Raw genomic sequence first — 16,057 nt, 5'->3', positions numbered from 1 at the left:
CCGCCATGAGCCAGGCACGCCATTCCACCGCCCGCACCTTCGGGGCGCATGCCATCCTGATCACCTATACGGTCATCGCGTTGTTCCCGGTGTTCGTGACGGTCATCAACAGCTTCAAGTCACGCAAGGCGATCTTTGCCGATCCGCTGGCCCTGCCCGGACCCGCAACCTTCGATCTGGTCGGCTATCAGACTGTGCTGAAGCAGGGCGACTTCTTTCAGTATTTCCTGAACTCCATGTCGGTGACGGTGGTGAGCCTGTTCTTCGTGCTGATGTTCGGCGCGATGGCGGCCTTTGCCCTGTCGGAATACAGGTTCCGCGGCAATCTGCTGATGGGGCTGTATCTTGCGCTGGGCATCATGATCCCGATCCGGCTGGGCACCGTGGCGATCCTGCAAATGATGGTGGCAAGCGGGTTGGTGAATACGCTGACCGCGCTGATCCTTGTCTATACCGCACAGGGCCTGCCGCTGGCGGTGTTCATCCTGTCGGAGTTCATGCGCAATGTCTCCGCCGATCTGAAGAATGCCGGGCGCATTGATGGCCTCAGCGAATACACGATCTTCTTCCGGCTGGTGTTGCCGTTGGTCCGGCCCGCCATGGCAACGGTGGCGGTGTTTACCCTCATCCCGATCTGGAATGACCTGTGGTTCCCGCTGATCCTGGCGCCGTCCGAGGCGACGAAGACCATCACGCTGGGCAGCCAGGTGTTCATCGGGCAGTTCGTCACCAACTGGAACGCGGTGCTGGCGGCGCTGAGCCTCGCCATCGTGCCGGTGCTTGTTCTGTATCTGATCTTCTCGCGGCAGCTGATCCGCGGCATCACAGCGGGGGCAGTGAAATGATCCGGATTCTTGTTGCCGGCCTTGGAAACATGGGGCAAAGCCATGCGCTTGCCTATCATAATGACCCTGCCTTTCAGATTGTCGGGCTGGTGAACCGCTCGGTGCCGGATCTGCCCGAGGCGTTGCGCAGCTACCCGCTGAGCCATGATTATGCCGAGGCGCTGGAGCGGCTGAAGCCTGATCTGGTTTGTGTAGCCACCTATTCCGACAGCCATGCCGATTACGCCGTGGCGGCGATGGAGGCGGGCGCGCATGTCTTCGTCGAAAAGCCGCTGGCGACGACGGTGGCCGATGCCGAACGAGTGGTGGCGACCGCCACGCGACTGAACCGCAAGCTGGTGGTGGGCTATATCCTGCGCCACCATCCAAGCTGGCAGCGGCTGATCGCGGAAGCGCGCGATCTGGGCGGGCCCTATGTGTTCCGCCTGAACCTGAACCAGCAATCCTCCGGCCCGACCTGGGAGGTTCACAAGGCGCTGATGCAGACCACGCCGCCCATCGTGGATTGCGGGGTGCATTACGTCGACGTGATGTGCCAGATCACCGATGCCGCGCCGGTGGAGGTGCGGGGGATGGGGCTGCGGCTGTCGGACGAGATTGCGCCGGAGATGTATAACTACGGCCATTTTCAGGTGCTGTTCTCCGATGGCTCCTGCGGCTGGTACGAGGCCGGCTGGGGCCCGATGATGAGCGACACCGCCTTCTTCGTGAAGGATGTCGTCAGCCCGCGCGGTGCCGTTTCGATCCGTATGCCCGAAAGCGCGCGGTCAGATGATATCGACACACATACCAAGACCTCCACTCTGCGCATTCATCGCGTGGGGCAGGGGGATGAAGACCTGAACATGACCGATGAACCCGGCCATCAGGCGCTTTGCGACCGCGAACAGGCTTTCGTCGCGCGGGCGATCCGCGAAGACCTCGACCTTGGCCGCCATATGACCGATGCCGTCCGGTCGCTCGCCATCTGCCTTGCGGCGGATGAAAGCGTGCGCACCGGCCATCCCGTGAAACTGTAAGGAACCGCCCTGTGGGAACGCTCAATCTGACCAAAGTGACGAAATCCTTCGGCGCGACCGATGTCATCAAGGGTGTCGATCTGACGGTGAACGATGGCGAGTTTTGCGTCTTCGTCGGCCCGTCCGGTTGCGGTAAATCCACCCTGCTGCGGATGATCGCAGGGCTGGAGGATGTAAGCTCCGGCGATGTGATGATTGACGGGCGGCGGGTCAACGATGTGGCGCCCGCGAAGCGCGAGATTGCCATGGTGTTCCAGAGCTATGCGCTTTACCCGCATCTGACCGTGCGCGACAACATGGGTCTGGCGCTGAAGCAGGCCGGGGTACCGAAGGCCGAAATTGCGCAGGCAACCGACAAGGCCGCTGCCATGCTGTCGCTGGATGCCCTGATGGAGCGGCGCCCGGCGGAGCTTTCGGGCGGGCAGCGCCAGCGGGTTGCCATCGGCCGGGCCATCGTGCGGCGGCCCAAGCTGTTTCTGTTCGACGAGCCCTTGTCGAACCTTGATGCCGCGCTGCGGGTGCAGACCCGGATCGAGATTGCCCGGCTGCACCGCGATCTTGGCGCGACCATGATCTATGTGACGCATGATCAGGTCGAGGCGATGACTCTGGCCGACCGGATCGTTGTTCTGCGGGCAGGCCGGGTCGAGCAGGTCGGTGCCCCGATGGAGCTTTACAACAATCCGGCGAATACCTTCGTCGCGGGTTTCATCGGTTCGCCCCAGATGAACTTCCTGAACGGCGAGGCGCTGGGCCTGCGGGCGGCAACTGTCGGTGTCCGGCCTGAGCATCTGACGCTGGATCGCGGTGCCGGGAAGCTGGTGGCGAAAGTCAGCCACCTCGAAAAACTGGGCGGCGAAACTCTGGTTTATGTGGTCAATCCGACACATGGTCTGATCACCATCCGGCTGTTTGGGGAACATGAGTTCGCGGTGGATGAGGAAATCTCGCTCAACTATGACGAGAATAAACTGTTCTTCTTCGATGAAGATGGCCAGAGATTGTATTAGTCCTTCCAGTTCCCTCTATATATAGGCTCTGGATTTTCTGAAGGCTTATCTGGTCTCCGAAGCAACAAATGTGGCCAGAATATGGGGAAATTGGAAGAAAATGCGGCACAACCATTTCTGCCCCCTAGAAATTGTGCCGGTCCGCGCGTATTGATGGTGGCAATCGGACCCCGATAACGGGGCCATAACCCATCATCCGGGCATTATCCCGGATTTGAGGCGGAGCAGTAAAATGGTGCAAGCGATTAAGTTCGCTGTCCGCAATTCTGCGGGCGGTGTCGTGCAGGGCACGGCAGGTGGAAGTGGAAGCAATTTCATTCAGGTAGGGTCCGGCGAGCAGGTCTCGTTGCACCTCGCGCATTCCAGCGTCGTAGGATACGAGCGCAAGGGCGCCGATCTGATCGTGAAACTGGTGGATGGCCAGACGGTCGACCTCGCCGGGTTCTTCGATGCAGACCCGGGCCGGGTGAACCGGCTTTACCTTTCGGCTGATGGTGAAGTCAGCGAAGTGCTGCTGCAAGACAGCGGCGCAAATGGCGTGATCTATGCCAGCTATGGCCCGGTCGACGCCTGGAACAAGTTTTCCACTCTCGACGACATCCGTTTTGCGGAAGCCGACAACTATGCCGCTGCTGAAATGGTCAGCGACGAGCCGGCCGGTATGGGCTTCCTGGCCCCCGGCCTGCTTGGTGGTGGCCTTGGCGCAGGCGCGCTTGCGGCCGGTCTTATCGGTGGCGCTGCCCTTCTGGGCGGCGGTGGCGGTAATGGCACCGATGGCACCGGCGACGGAGATGGTGACGGCGACGGCGACGGAGATGGTGACGGCGACGGCGACGGAGATGGTGACGGCGACGGCGACGGAGATGGTGACGGCGACGGCGACGGCGACGGAGATGGTGACGGCGACGGCGACGGAGATGGTGACGGCGACGGAGATGGTGACGGCGACGGCGACGGCGACGGAGATGGCGACGGCGACGGAGATGGCGACGGCGACGGAGATGGCGACGGCGACGGAGATGGCGACGGCGACGGAGATGGCGACGGCGACGGAGATGGTGACGGCGACGGCGACGGAGATGGTGACGGCGATACCCGTGCCACCCCGACCGTCGATCACCCCGAGTCATCCGACACTCTGACGACCAACACCGAGGAACCGCGCTGTGTCGTGACCGGCACCGGCGAGCCGGGCGATACCGTGACCGTAGTTGTCGGCGATCAGACGCAGACCACCACGATCACCGAAAGTGGCACCTGGGGTGTCACTTTCGAAGATGGCTCGTTCCCCTCGGACGGTTCGTTCCGGGCCGAAGTCACCGTGACCGGCGGCGGGTTCACCTATGAGCTTGACGGTCCGAGCTTCGTGATCGACATGACCCCGCCCGAAGTCTCGGCGACCTCGGGGGTGGAAAGTGTCGGCGACATTGAGAACGGCGCCGAATATCTTGATGGCGTGACCATCGGGGGCGAAGGCGAGGCTGGCGCCACGATCGAAGTCGAGATCGAGGGCACGACCCACACGACTGTGGTCGATGCCGAGGGCAACTGGTCTGTGACCTTCTCGACCGAGGAAATCGCCGCGGGTGAGCACAGCTATGCCGCGACGATCACCGCGACTGATCCGCTGGGCAACCAGACGGTCATCCATGAAACCGTGGTGGTGGATACTTTCACCACCGTGGCCTTCGCGGATGCCGCCATTGCCGGGGACGATGTGATCAACGCGGCCGAGGCGGCTGGTACGATCACCATGACCGGCTCGGCTCAGGCCGGGGCAACAGTGACGGTTGAATGGCTGGGCACCACGGTGAATGCGGTGGTGGCTGCCGATGGGTCGTGGACCGCGAGCTTCGCGGCCGGTGTGGTGGCCTCGGGCACCTACAGCGGCACGGTGGCCACGGTCACGGCGGTGGATGCGGCGGGCAACAGCGCGACCGCGACCCACACCATCGACGTGGATACCGAAATCTCGCTCAGCATCGACGATCCGCAGATGGGGGATAACTACATCTCGGCCGCCGAGCGTTCGGGCAGCGCGGGCATCGTGCTGACCGGCGAGGGCGAGGCCGGTGCATCGGTCGAAGTGACATTCGAGGGTATCACCCGCACGACGACCGTGGGCGCCGATGGCCAGTGGAGCGTGACCTACCTCGGCAGCGAAATTGCCGAAGGAACCCGCGACTCGGTCGTCAGTGTGACAACGACGGATGCGGCGGGCAACACCGACACGGCAACGCATACGGTCTCGATTGACACCGAGGTGCAGAACTTCGCCGGTGCGGGGGATGATGTGATCAATGGCGCGGAAGCGGCCAATGATCTTGTCGTCTCGGGCACGGTTGAAGTCGGCTCGCGCGTTGTGGTCAAGCTGGCCGATGGTGCGTGGCACAATGCGACGGTCGATGCCAGCGGCAACTGGTCTGTCCGGGTGCCCTCGGCCGAGATCCCGGCGGGTGAGCATGACCTGACGATGACCATGGTGGCGACCGATCACATCGGCAACACGAAGACGCTGACTCAGGCCGTGCATGTCGACACGCTGGTGCGCAATCTGGGCCTTTCGGGCGAGATCGCGGGCGATGGCGTGGTGAATGCCGCCGAATATGCCCAGGGCGTTGTGGTTCAGGGCACGGTCGAGGCCAATTCGACCGTGACCGTGACGCTGGAGAACGGCACGCGCCATACGGTGAATGCCGGTGCGGATGGCAAGTGGTCGGTCACCCTGGCGGCGGGCGAACTGCCGGTCGGGGATGGCATTGATACCGACATCCGCGTCAGCGCCACCGACAGCGTCGGCAACGTCGATTTCTTCACCGAAACGATCCATGTCGATACGGTCGCACCGCTGTCGCCGGAGATCACCGCGATCACGCCGACAAAGGATGCCTTGGGTAACGCCATCGGCATGCGGGCGCTCTATACCGAGATGACCGATGACATCTACACATTCGACCGTGTGGATGCTTCGGGCGCGGTGAGCCATGTTTCGGCGACGGAAACCGATAACGCCACCTTCAACGAAACCGAGTTCCGCTTTGGCGGTACGGTGCCGGACGGCAGCTATCTGGTGATCAACAATGCGGATGCGGCGGGTAACTCGTCCTCCACGCTGCTGATCGTGAACACCACGAATTCGGTGGAGGTCGATCTTGATCGCGCCGGGCTGCACGGCTTCGATTTCGCGGCGGTGGACCTGACCTGGGCACCGGATGCGCAGATGACCCTGACGGCAGATGACCTGACCCGCCTGACCGGGCCGGACAATCAGATGATGATCAAGGGTGATGCGGCCGATGACGTGAAGCTGAGCGGCGACTTCGCCGCGACGGGCACCCAGTCGATCGACGGGCAGACCTATACGGTTTACACGCTGGGCGACGGGCACGGTTCGGTTCTGATCGACGACGATATCAATACGACGTTGATCTGACGGAGGGCACAGGATGCCCGTGCAGTGTAAACCAGTTCGCGCCGGGGTTTTGCGCCCCGGCCCGGCCCTGACGCTTGTGCTGGCGCTGGCCGGCTGCATGGGCGGTCCGGGGCCGGATGTAACCAAATCAGGGTTCGGGGCGGGATATCGCCCCGACCAACCGGCTGGAATGACGGAACTTCGTCGCGCCGGGCAGGATGCCAAACAGCGGTCCGACATCATCGACGCGTTGCTGGCGCGCCAGTCGATCCTGCCACCTTCCGGCCCTTATGCCGAGGTCGCGCAGGCCGTGACCGAGGCCAATGCCGGTGTGGCCCGTGCCGAGCTGCGGGTGGCGCGGCTGCGGTCCGAGGCGAAGTCAAAAAACTGGCTGCCAAAGATCGGGCCGAGCGTCAGCCTGACCTCGCTTGGTGCGGTCGCCGCTTCCATCCTGATCGAGCAGACCATTTTCGACGGCGGCGCAAGGAAGGCCGAACGGGCCTATTCCGCTGCTGATGTCGAAGTGGCCGCCGCCTCGCTGGCTGCCGATGCCAATGCGCGCGTCTATGATGGCCTGTCGCTGTATATCAAGACGCAGCAATCGCGCGATTACGCGCGGCTGTCCGAAGCGGCAGTGGCCCGCATGGCCGAATTTCAGCGGATCGTCACGATCCGCGCCGATGGCGGCCTGTCAGACCGTTCCGAGCAGCGGGTCATCGAACAGAAAACCGCCGAGATGCGGGCAAGGTTCAATGATGACAGGTTCAATGCCAGCCAGACCCTGGCTGAGCTGAACGCGATGTCGTCCCGGCCGCTGGATGCCGTTTCGGGTCTTCAGTCCTTGCCGCCGGATGCCGCCACACCAGAGCCGATTGCGGTCCTGAAAACCCGCGCCGAGGGCACGCGCACGCTGGCCGAGGCTGATATCCTGCGTGCGGGCTATTTTCCGGGGATGAAGGCCGAGGCGAAGCTGAATGACGATGGCCTGCTGTCCGGCCTCTCTATCGGGGCCGACAATGCCTTTGGCTTTGGCACCGGGGCCGAGCTTGAGGCGCTGAAATCCACAGGCGATGTGGTGGACCGTCGGATTGCCAAAAGCGCCGAAGATACCAACCGGCGGATTGTCTCGCTTCAGCATGACATTGCCACCTTGCAGGCACGGGAGGCCGAGGGCGCGACTGTTCTTGCGCAGACCGAGGCGACGCTTGCGACTTTTACCCAGCAATACAAGATGGGCCGCCGCCCGCTGATGGAGTTGGTGGGCATGTTCGAGACCGTCGTCGCGATGCAGCGCGAACAGGCCGGACTGAAATATGAAATTGCGTTGCGCAGGCTGGAAATCGCCCGCGACCGCGGGGTTCTGGTAAGCGGGGCGCAGCTATGACCGATCGGGTCGTCGCATTCGAGTTGAATGCCAATCGCAGTGCGGTGCAGCCGCGCCTCGCCGCCCCGGCACATCCCGCCGTGAAGCCGGGCGAAAAGGCCCTGGCCCGCGCGCGGCTGGCGACGATCTATCTGGGTCTGACCGGCGCCGAGCTTTCCGCCGCCGATCTGGCCGAGGCGATGGTACGGCATGCCGACGCCGGGGCGACACCTGACCTCAATCACCTTTGTCGCGCGCTGACCGAACTGGGCCTTGTCGCGCGGGTTGATCGTGCTGCTGCGCCAGAGCCTGCCTTCTGGCCCGCACTTGCGCAAATGTCCTCGGGGCAGCTTGTTCTGGTGCTTTCGCAATCCGATGACAGCGTGACGATCTATGACGCCACCCTGCCGGACAAGCGTGCCGAAGTCGCACTGGAGGAATTTGCGGCGGTGTTCGGTGGCACTTTCCTGCGTGCACGGCCTTCGATGGCGGCGCTGGAACAACGCCACGCCGAGGATGCGCCGCGTCCGCACTGGTTCTGGGGTGAGTTCAGGGGGTATCGCCGCCAGCTGGCAGAGGTTGCGGCCGGTTCGCTGGTTGCGAACCTGCTGGCGGTCGCCGTCGCGCTGTTTTCGCTTCAGGTCTACGACCGGGTGATTCCGCACCAGTCGGAGCCCACACTCTGGGTTCTGGCCCTGGGCGCCTTTCTGGCGGTGGTGCTTGAGGGCATGCTGAAGGTCGCCCGCTCGACCCTGATGGATACCACCGGCCGCCGGATCGAACTGTCGGTGCAGGAACGGCTGATGCAGCGGCTGCTGAACATGCGCGCCGCCCCCGGAAAACGCACGCCGTCGCAAACCTTTTCGGCGATGCGCGAGTTCTCTTCGGTGCGTGAATTCTTTACCTCCACCACCATCGGCACATTGGCGGATCTGCCCTTCCTGATCATTTTCTTCCTGCTTGTCGCCTCGATCGGCGGCAATCTGGTATGGATTCTGGTGGTCGGCGGCATCCTGATGGTGGCGCCGGGCCTGTTCTTCCAGAAGCGCATGATCGCGCTGACACAAGCGACACAGGGCGCCTCCACCCGCGCGGCGCGGCTGCTTTACGAAGCGGTCTATGAACATGAAACGGTCACAACCCAGCGCGCGCAGGACCGGATTTCTCGCATCTGGGCCGAGTTGACTGCGCTTTCGGCGCTGAAATCTTCGGAACAGCGGCATATGTCGTCGCTGCTGACCTATTGGGCGCAGGGCGTGCAGCAGGCGACCTATGTCAGCGCCGTGGTTGTGGGGGCCTACAAGGTTTTTGCCGGCGATTTCACGGTGGGAACGATCATCGCCATCGGTATCCTGACCTCGCGCACGCTTGGCCCGCTGTCGCAGATTTCTGCCACGCTGGCGCGCTGGGCCAATGTGCGCGCGGCGCTGGACGGGCTGGAAAGCATCGCCAGTGCCGAACAGCAGGAGGAAGCGGGCCGCAGCTATTTGCGCCGTGACCGCATCAAAGGCGGGTTCGAGCTGCGCAACGTGGAATTCCGCTATGATGAGAAATCCAGCGCCGTGGTCGATATCCCCGGCATTGCCATTCCGCCCGGCCAGCACGTCGCGGTGCTGGGGGCCAATGGTTCCGGCAAATCGACGCTGCTGCGGTTGCTGGCGGGTCTGTTTGACCCGACGCGCGGCCGCATCCTGATCGACGGGGTGGATCTGGGGCAGGTGCATCCGCGCGACCTGCGCCGCGGGATCGGCTATCTAGGGCAGGAGGTGCGACTGTTTGCGGGCAGCCTGCGCGACAACCTGAACCTCACCCAACTGGAACGCGATGATGACCGGCTGTTCGCCGCGCTGGATTTTGCGGGTCTTGGCCCCTTCGTGCGCAACCATCCGCGCGGGCTTGATCTGGAGATCCGCGAACTGGGCGAGGGGCTTTCGGTCGGGCAGCGGCAAAGCATCGGCTGGGCGCGACTCTGGCTGCAAGACCCGTCAGTCGTGTTGCTGGACGAACCGACCGCCGCGCTCGACCAGACCCTTGAGGCGACATTGGTCAGCCGGTTGCATGGCTGGCTGAAGGGGCGCACTGCGATCATCGCCACCCACCGCGTGCCGATCCTGCAACTGACGGAACGCACGGTGATCCTCCAGAACGGCAAGATGGCCGTCGATGGCCCGCGCGACGCCGTGCTGGCGCATCTGTCCAAGGCGCAGGGGGGCAAGGCATGAGCAGCGCAGCCTTCGATCACGACCTGTCCGAACGCACCCGCCGCCCCTCAGTCACCATCTGGGTTATCGGTCTTGCGGTTGTCGTCTTTCTGTTGTGGTCGGCCATCGCCTGGGTGGCAGAGATCGTGCATGCACCCGGAACGGTGGTTTCCTCGTCGCGTCCGCAGATCATCAACAACCTTGAGGGCGGCATTCTGGCCGAACTGAACGTGTCGGAGGGCGATATCGTCAAACCCGGTCAGGTTCTGGCCCGCCTTTACGGCACGCAATACCAATCCCAGGTGGACGATCTGACCGATCAGGTTGCGACACTGGAAATCCGCCGTCTCCGGCTGGAGGCCGAGATGCTGAACCTCGCGGATTTCGATGTGCCACCGGAGTATGCCGCGCGGGTGCCGGATATCGTGGCCTCGGAAACCACACTTCTCGGGGCCCGGCAAAGCGACTTCTCTTCCAAGAAAGAAGGCGCCGAGCAGGTTCTGAAGCAGGCGAACAAGGAACTTGAGATCCTTGAGAAGATGCTTGCGATGGAAGTGGTGCCGCTGATCGAGGTGACGAATGCGCGCAAGCAGCAGTCGGAAGCCGAAAACCGGCTGAATGACGTGATTACCCAGATGGAGCTGGATCGCGCCACCAACTATTCCGAGACGCTGGCCAAGCTGACCTCGTTGAAACAGCAGCTGAAGATCGCGGAAGACCAGTTGCGCCGCACGGTTCTGGTGGCGCCGATGAAAGGCGTGGTCAACAAACTGTCGATCACCACTATCGGCGGTGTGGTCCGCCCGGGCGAGGAAATCCTTCAGATCATTCCGCTGGAGGACGAGCTTTACATCGAGGCGCGGGTGAAACCAGAGGATATCGCGCAGGTCCGCAAGGATCAGGATGCCACGATCAAGCTGACCGCCTATGATTACACGATTTATGGCACGCTTCAGGGCAAGGTCGATTTCATTTCTGCCGATACGTTCAAGGATGATCGCTCGCGCAATCCCGATGGCGACCCGCATTACAAGGTCACGGTAAAGGTGGACCTGTCGAAGCTGACCGAACGCCAGCAGGCGCTGGAAATCCGGCCCGGCATGCTGGCGGATGTGGAATTGCAGACCGGTGGCAAGACCATTCTGACCTATCTGACCAAGCCGCTTTACAAATCGCAGCAGGCGCTGCGCGAGCGTTAAAGGTAACTTCGGACCAGCGCACCGGACAGCAGGCTCCACCCGTCGGCAACGACGAAGAACGCCAGCTTGAAGGGCAGGGAAACGATGGCTGGCGGCACCATCATCATGCCCATGGACATCAGGATCGCGGCAACAACCAGGTCGATGATCAGGAAGGGCAGGAAGACCATGAAGCCGATTTCAAAGGCGCGGCGCAGTTCGGACAGCAGAAAGGACGGCACCAGCAGCGGCAGTGCGGCATCTGTGACCTCGGGTGGCTCGTTCTCGCGCAGCGAGGCGAGTTCGGCATAGGTCTCGGGGTTCGTTCGCGCGGCCATGAAGCGGCGGAAGGGCGCGATGGTCAGTGGGATCGCCTCCTGCAATTCAATCTCGCCCCGTGACAGCGGGCCTGCGCCTTTGGTCCATGCCTCTGTCAGAACGGGGTCCATGACGAACCAGGTCAGGAACAGGGCGAGGCTGACCATCAGCATGTTGGGTGGGGCCTGTTGCAGGCCGATCGCCTGTCGCAGGATGGACAGCACGGTCAGGATAAAGGGAAAGCAGGTCACCATGACTGCAAGTCCCGGCACCAGGCCAAGCAATGTGATCAGCGCGATCAGTTGCATGGACCGCAGGCCCAATGTCGGCCCCGCGCCCAGATCGACCGTCAGGCTTTGCGCCGCTACCGGGCCGGCCAGCAGCAGCAGAGTGCCAGTCAAAAGGGTTCCCCGCATTACAGCTCACCACGCAGATTGGCGACTTCGGTCAGGCGAACCGCCAGTTGCCCGGCCTGATCACCCTCCATCTCCTGCAACTCGCCCCGCGCGATGAGCCGGTCGCCAACGTAAAGTTCCACCGGATCGTCCACACGGCGGTCGAGCGGCAGGACCGCATCACGCTGGAGTTTCAGAAGATCCCGGATGCGTGGCCGTGCCTTGCCCACGGAAATCACGATTTCTATGGGCACCTGCCCGAAAGGGTTGCTATCTGCCGTGTCGTTCATGCTGTGCGATCCTGTTCTGATAATCCAAAGAAATTGCGAACCGCTGCGGTCAGTTCGCTGGTCGCGCGATCAAGGTCTATCTGCGCTTCTGTTTCCCCGAGGCGCAGATAGACCTGCCCCTCACTCAGGGTCGGCTCCTCGACCAGACGAAGCGGAAGCCCTGTTGCCTGGCCAAGCAGGATCTCCACCGACGTGCGCGCGGCAGGATTGAGCACGAGCTCAACAGGTGCCTCTGCCAGTTCCTCCGCCAGGGGCATCAGGGTTTCGAGCACTGTTGGCGCAAGTGCCTCGCGGGCGACCCCGGGCAGCAGGCGGCAGGCGATTTCCTGCATCAGCGGTGCCAGCGCCTTCAGCACATGCATCCGCGCATCATGAAATGTGAAGCCAAGCGCCTGAATGCTGCGGGCAAGGTCGGCCGTCATCCGGCCCTGCTCCTGACTCGCGGCATTCGCGGCATCTTCCCAGCCGGCGGAATATCCCTGTTCATAGGCTGCAAGCCGCTCTTCCTCGGCAACCGAGGCACGCGGAGGTGTCGCTGCCTCGGATTCTTCCCGCGACTCGAAGACTTCAAGCTTCAGGGTCACGATGCCCTCTCTTCCGGCTCTTCCAGCCAGCCGCGCAGGATCTGCACGGATTCGGCCTGACGTGCCTCGATCAGTCGACGAAGCCTGTCGACCGGATCATCAGGAAGGTCGACACTCTCGCCGGGGATATCGGCGAAGCCGGAAATATCGCCGATATCGTCAATCTCGCCCGAAACCACGCGCGGACTTTCGGTCATGCCCGCGGGGACAGGCAGTATACCGGTGCCGGTTGCGGGCAGAAGGGGGGTATCCGAGTCAGGGATCTGCCTGGCGCCGGTCAGCAGGGGACGCAGAACAAAAATCCCAAGCACCAGCGTCACAAGTGCAAGCGCACCAATCTGGACAAGCCGCATCACGTCAAGCGGCGGCAGCCAGCTCGCCTCGGCCAAAGTGCCCTGCGGCGCAAACGACTCGAAAGACAGGGATTTCAGGGTCAGGACATCACCACGCGACGTGTCGAGCCCTGAGGCGGAAGCAACGAGTTCGCGCAGATCGGCAAGCTCCGTCTCGGGTCGGGGCTGCCAGCTTGTGCTTCCATCCTGCCCGAGGCTGGGCAGGCCGTTCACCAGAACGGCGATGGTGAGTCTTCGAATGGTGCCCGGACCCCGGACCAGCTCGCGCCGGGTTTCCGAAACCTCGAAGTTCACCCTTTCGCGTGTTTCGCTGCTCTGGCTTTGACTGCCGCCATTCTGTCCGGCATTCCCTTCGGGAAGGTTGGAAGCGACCGTGACATCCTGATTGGCCTCACGATTGGTGCCCGATTTCTCGGTCGTATCGGTCGAGATCGCCACCCGGCCCTGCGGATCGAATTTGTGCTCGGTGATCTGCTCCTGATCGGTGACCAGATCCAGCGAGAGTTCGACCACGGCGTTCCCCGGTCCGACGCGGGCTTCAAGAAGACGCTCGATATTCTGGCGCAAGGCAGTTTCCCGGTCAGAAGCCGCGGCATTCGTGGCGGGGTCGGAGTCTGGCGGAACCAGACCGCCCACGCTGTCGATGACAGCAACATCTTCCGGCCGCATTCCGCTGACTGCGGCCGCAACCAGATGGCGCAGAGCCTTTGCCTGTTCGGCTGAAACTGTCCCTGAGGCTGTGGTGACGGTGACCGAAGCAGTGGGCGGCGCAGATTTGCGAAAGGGTTGCGCAGCAGACTGGGCGATATGAACCCTCGCGTTGCGAATCGCCGGGTTGGCCAGAATGGTTCGGGCCAGCTCACCCTCCTTCGCTCGCCAATAGGCGGCATCGAACATCTGCGAAGTGGTGCCAAAACCGGACATACCATCCAGAAGCTCATAGCCTGCGCCCCCCGCAGCGGGCAGGCCTTCGGCAGCAAGGGTCATGCGAATCGTATCCCGGCGCGCGGCATCGACCTGAATGGCGTTGCCGCGCACCTCATAGGCGATACCGCGCTGTTCCAGCGCCGCAACGATTTCGCCTGCCGCCTGAGGCTCCAGCCCGGAGTAGAGAAGGGCATATTCCGTGCGCCCGGCGATCTGCGACATGGCGAAAACCAGAAGAAATACGGCCAGCGTTACCCCGATCAGCGTGACTCGTCTGCGCAGATTCATCTGCGACCAAAGCGAAATCAGATTCTGCATGCGCCGTCTCCGCCGTGCGGGCATCTGCCCCCGTTCAGACGACTCATGCGGGATCGGGCTTAACAATCGGTTAGTGACCTTGGCGTTATAGCTTTTTCCCGAAAGGTTGCGGAGAGAGCCATGGCAGACACGCAAGAGCCGCAGGAAGCGGCGTCGAAAAAAGCTTCCAAAAAGCCTCTGCTGGTGGGGGGCATTCTCGCCTTGGTGCTCGCAGCGGGCGGGTTTTATGGCACCTACAGCGGTTTGATCCCCCTGCCTGGCCATTCGGCCAAGGTGGAACCTCCGGCAGAAAACCTGCCCGATCTCGCTTTTGTGCCGGTCGATACGGTGGTGATGTCCCTTGGTGCCGCAGGAAACAACCAGCATCTCAAGTTCGGATCGCAGCTGGAGGTTTCGCCCATCTATACGACCGAGGTTGCCAACCTGATGCCCCGGATTCTGGATGTCATCAATTCCTATCTGCGGGCCGTCGAAGTGGCCGAATTGCAGAACCCCAGTGCCCTTCTGAAGATCAGGGCGCAGCTTCTGCGCCGCATTCAGGTGGTCACAGGCGAGGGGCGCGTGCGCGACCTGCTTGTCACCGAATTTGTTCTGAACTGAGGGCAGTCATGACATTTGTCGCAGATATTCTGATGGTTGCGGGAACGTTTGGCGTCGCGTTCTACTGCTATGTGCTTTCGGCACGGCTGAAACGGTTCTCGACACTTGAATCCGGAATGGGTGGTGCGATTGCCGTTCTTTCGGCACAGGTCGACGATATGACCCGCGCTTTGGCCAGGGCGCAGGCCGCCGCAACCGGCTCTGCCGCGACGCTGGAATCACTGACCTTGCGCGCCGAAACCGCCGCCGCGCGACTGGAGGTCATGCTGGCCTCGCTGCACGATCTGCCGGAGCGGGCCGACGATGATGCGGGGGACCGGCGATTGCGGTTCGTGCGTCGGCGGAATGGCCGCGATGAAGCGGAGACCGGAATATGAGCAGGATGGTGCGTCGGCCCGGACGTGGCGCGCTCTATCTGCTGTCGGTCCTGCTTCTGGCAAGCGCATCACTGCGGATCGGCACCAACGTCGGTCAGGCACTGGCCGCATCGGAGGAGACAGGCCCGGCGGCGGTTCCGCTGAACTGCCCCACGCCGCCCGCCGCTCTGGTCGAGGCGCTTTCTCTGCGGGAGCAAAGGGTCAGGGTGCAGGAAGCAGCACTGGCTGAAAAGACCGCAGCGCTTGCACTTGCTGAGGATGTTGTGACCAGACGGCTGGCCGAGCTCGCGACCGCCGAGGATCGTCTTCGCGCAACGCTTTCGCTCGCCGACGGTGCGGCAGAGCGGGATCTTACGCAACTGACCGAAGTCTATCAGGCCATGAAGCCCAAAGAGGCCGCAGCGATCTTTGCCGGGATGGACCCGCAGTTTGCCGCAGGTTTCCTTGGAAGGATGCAGCCGCAGGCTGCTGCGGCAATCCTCGCCGGAATGCCGCCGGATACGGCCTATGCGATGAGCGTGCTGATCGCGGGTCGCAACGCGAATGCTCCAAGGGAGTGAGGGAATCTTAACCTGCCACGCGGAAAGATCGTTGGAGATGCAGCGGGAAGGAGGTGCCGATGTTCGGCCTCGTCGGTATTGTCATAATCTTCGTCATGGTGTTCGGCGGGTATATTCTTGCCGGCGGCAAGCTGGGGATCATTCTCAAATCCCTGCCTTTCGAGATGATCATGATCGGGGGTGCCGCACTAGGCGCGTTTCTGCTGTCAAATGGCTCTGTTGCACAAACCCCTGTGGGATTCATCTCATGAATCCAGCGTGGTAGCTGGGGTGCATGAGCAGACCTACATCCCCGACCTACAAGACC

Annotated in this window: 14 protein-coding genes and 1 pseudogene; 11 read left to right on the top strand and 4 right to left on the bottom strand. The window is 62.6% G+C overall.

Features of this window, described 5'->3' with window-relative positions; genetic code table 11:
* The first annotated feature begins 5 nt into the window (after window positions 1–5).
* The 7 genes from C8N34_RS20685 to C8N34_RS20655 all read left to right on the top strand — a co-directional run bounded on the left by C8N34_RS20685 (window position 6) and on the right by C8N34_RS20655 (window position 11,049).
* On the top strand, window positions 6–845 hold the full coding sequence (locus tag C8N34_RS20685) for a carbohydrate ABC transporter permease (protein WP_108130336.1): 840 nt from the start codon (window positions 6–8) through the stop codon (window positions 843–845).
* On the top strand, window positions 842–1,864 hold the full coding sequence (locus tag C8N34_RS20680) for a Gfo/Idh/MocA family protein (RefSeq protein WP_189381631.1): 1,023 nt from the start codon (window positions 842–844) through the stop codon (window positions 1,862–1,864). Before C8N34_RS20685 ends, C8N34_RS20680 begins: the two co-directional genes overlap by 4 nt.
* An 11-nt stretch (window positions 1,865–1,875) precedes the next feature.
* Window positions 1,876–2,874, top strand: coding sequence for an ABC transporter ATP-binding protein (locus tag C8N34_RS20675; RefSeq protein ID WP_054304210.1), 999 nt, complete (start codon window positions 1,876–1,878; stop codon window positions 2,872–2,874).
* 232 nt (window positions 2,875–3,106) lie between these two features.
* Window positions 3,107–6,307: an Ig-like domain-containing protein gene (locus C8N34_RS26470; RefSeq protein ID WP_108130335.1), complete on the top strand. Its 3,201-nt coding sequence runs from the start codon at window positions 3,107–3,109 to the stop codon at window positions 6,305–6,307.
* A gap of 13 nt (window positions 6,308–6,320) precedes the next feature.
* On the top strand, window positions 6,321–7,670 hold the full coding sequence (locus tag C8N34_RS20665) for a TolC family protein (RefSeq protein ID WP_108130334.1): 1,350 nt from the start codon (window positions 6,321–6,323) through the stop codon (window positions 7,668–7,670).
* Window positions 7,667–9,871: an ATP-binding cassette domain-containing protein gene (locus tag C8N34_RS20660; RefSeq protein ID WP_108130333.1), complete on the top strand. Its 2,205-nt coding sequence runs from the start codon at window positions 7,667–7,669 to the stop codon at window positions 9,869–9,871. The genes C8N34_RS20665 and C8N34_RS20660 overlap by 4 nt, the downstream gene beginning before the upstream one ends.
* On the top strand, window positions 9,868–11,049 hold the full coding sequence (locus C8N34_RS20655; RefSeq protein WP_054303971.1) for a beta-barrel domain-containing protein: 1,182 nt from the start codon (window positions 9,868–9,870) through the stop codon (window positions 11,047–11,049). The genes C8N34_RS20660 and C8N34_RS20655 overlap by 4 nt, the downstream gene beginning before the upstream one ends.
* On the opposite strand, the gene fliP is transcribed toward C8N34_RS20655, so the two are convergent.
* The 4 genes from fliP to fliF are packed head-to-tail and all read right to left on the bottom strand — an operon-like array spanning window position 11,046 to window position 14,213.
* Window positions 11,046–11,762: a flagellar type III secretion system pore protein FliP gene (gene fliP / locus C8N34_RS20650; RefSeq protein ID WP_054303970.1), complete on the bottom strand. Its 717-nt coding sequence runs from the start codon at window positions 11,760–11,762 to the stop codon at window positions 11,046–11,048. The genes C8N34_RS20655 and fliP overlap by 4 nt on opposite strands.
* Window positions 11,762–12,031 (bottom strand): FliM/FliN family flagellar motor switch protein, encoded by a 270-nt coding sequence (locus C8N34_RS20645; protein ID WP_108130332.1) that lies wholly within the window; start codon window positions 12,029–12,031, stop codon window positions 11,762–11,764. Before C8N34_RS20645 ends, fliP begins: the two co-directional genes overlap by 1 nt.
* Entirely contained in the window at window positions 12,028–12,615 is a 588-nt protein-coding gene (locus C8N34_RS20640) for a FliH/SctL family protein (RefSeq protein ID WP_242013868.1), read from the bottom strand. Before C8N34_RS20640 ends, C8N34_RS20645 begins: the two co-directional genes overlap by 4 nt.
* A complete protein-coding gene (gene fliF, locus C8N34_RS20635; protein WP_108130330.1) occupies window positions 12,612–14,213 on the bottom strand; it encodes a flagellar basal-body MS-ring/collar protein FliF in 1,602 nt (533 codons plus the stop codon). The genes C8N34_RS20640 and fliF overlap by 4 nt, the downstream gene beginning before the upstream one ends.
* A 120-nt stretch (window positions 14,214–14,333) precedes the next feature.
* Here fliF and C8N34_RS20630 point away from each other — a divergent pair, with 120 nt between their 5' ends.
* The 4 genes and pseudogenes from C8N34_RS20630 to C8N34_RS20615 form a co-directional block, all read left to right on the top strand.
* Window positions 14,334–14,813, top strand: coding sequence for a flagellar basal body-associated FliL family protein (locus C8N34_RS20630; RefSeq protein WP_108130329.1), 480 nt, complete (start codon window positions 14,334–14,336; stop codon window positions 14,811–14,813).
* 8 nt (window positions 14,814–14,821) lie between these two features.
* Window positions 14,822–15,190 (top strand): hypothetical protein, encoded by a 369-nt coding sequence (locus C8N34_RS20625; protein WP_054303965.1) that lies wholly within the window; start codon window positions 14,822–14,824, stop codon window positions 15,188–15,190.
* Complete coding sequence (locus C8N34_RS20620; protein ID WP_054303964.1) at window positions 15,187–15,750, top strand: MotE family protein; 564 nt, start codon at window positions 15,187–15,189, stop codon at window positions 15,748–15,750. Before C8N34_RS20625 ends, C8N34_RS20620 begins: the two co-directional genes overlap by 4 nt.
* Window positions 15,751–15,809: 59 nt before the next feature.
* Window positions 15,810–15,962 (top strand): annotated as a pseudogene (locus C8N34_RS20615) (motility-associated protein); the annotation flags it as partial.
* Between the last annotated feature and the right edge of the window lie 95 nt (window positions 15,963–16,057).

It is taken from the genome of Gemmobacter caeni (assembly GCF_003054195.1).
Taxonomy (GTDB): Bacteria; Pseudomonadota; Alphaproteobacteria; order Rhodobacterales; family Rhodobacteraceae; genus Gemmobacter; species Gemmobacter caeni.
Note: the sequence above shows the minus strand (reverse complement) of the source record. Positions and strands in the feature narration are given on the sequence as shown.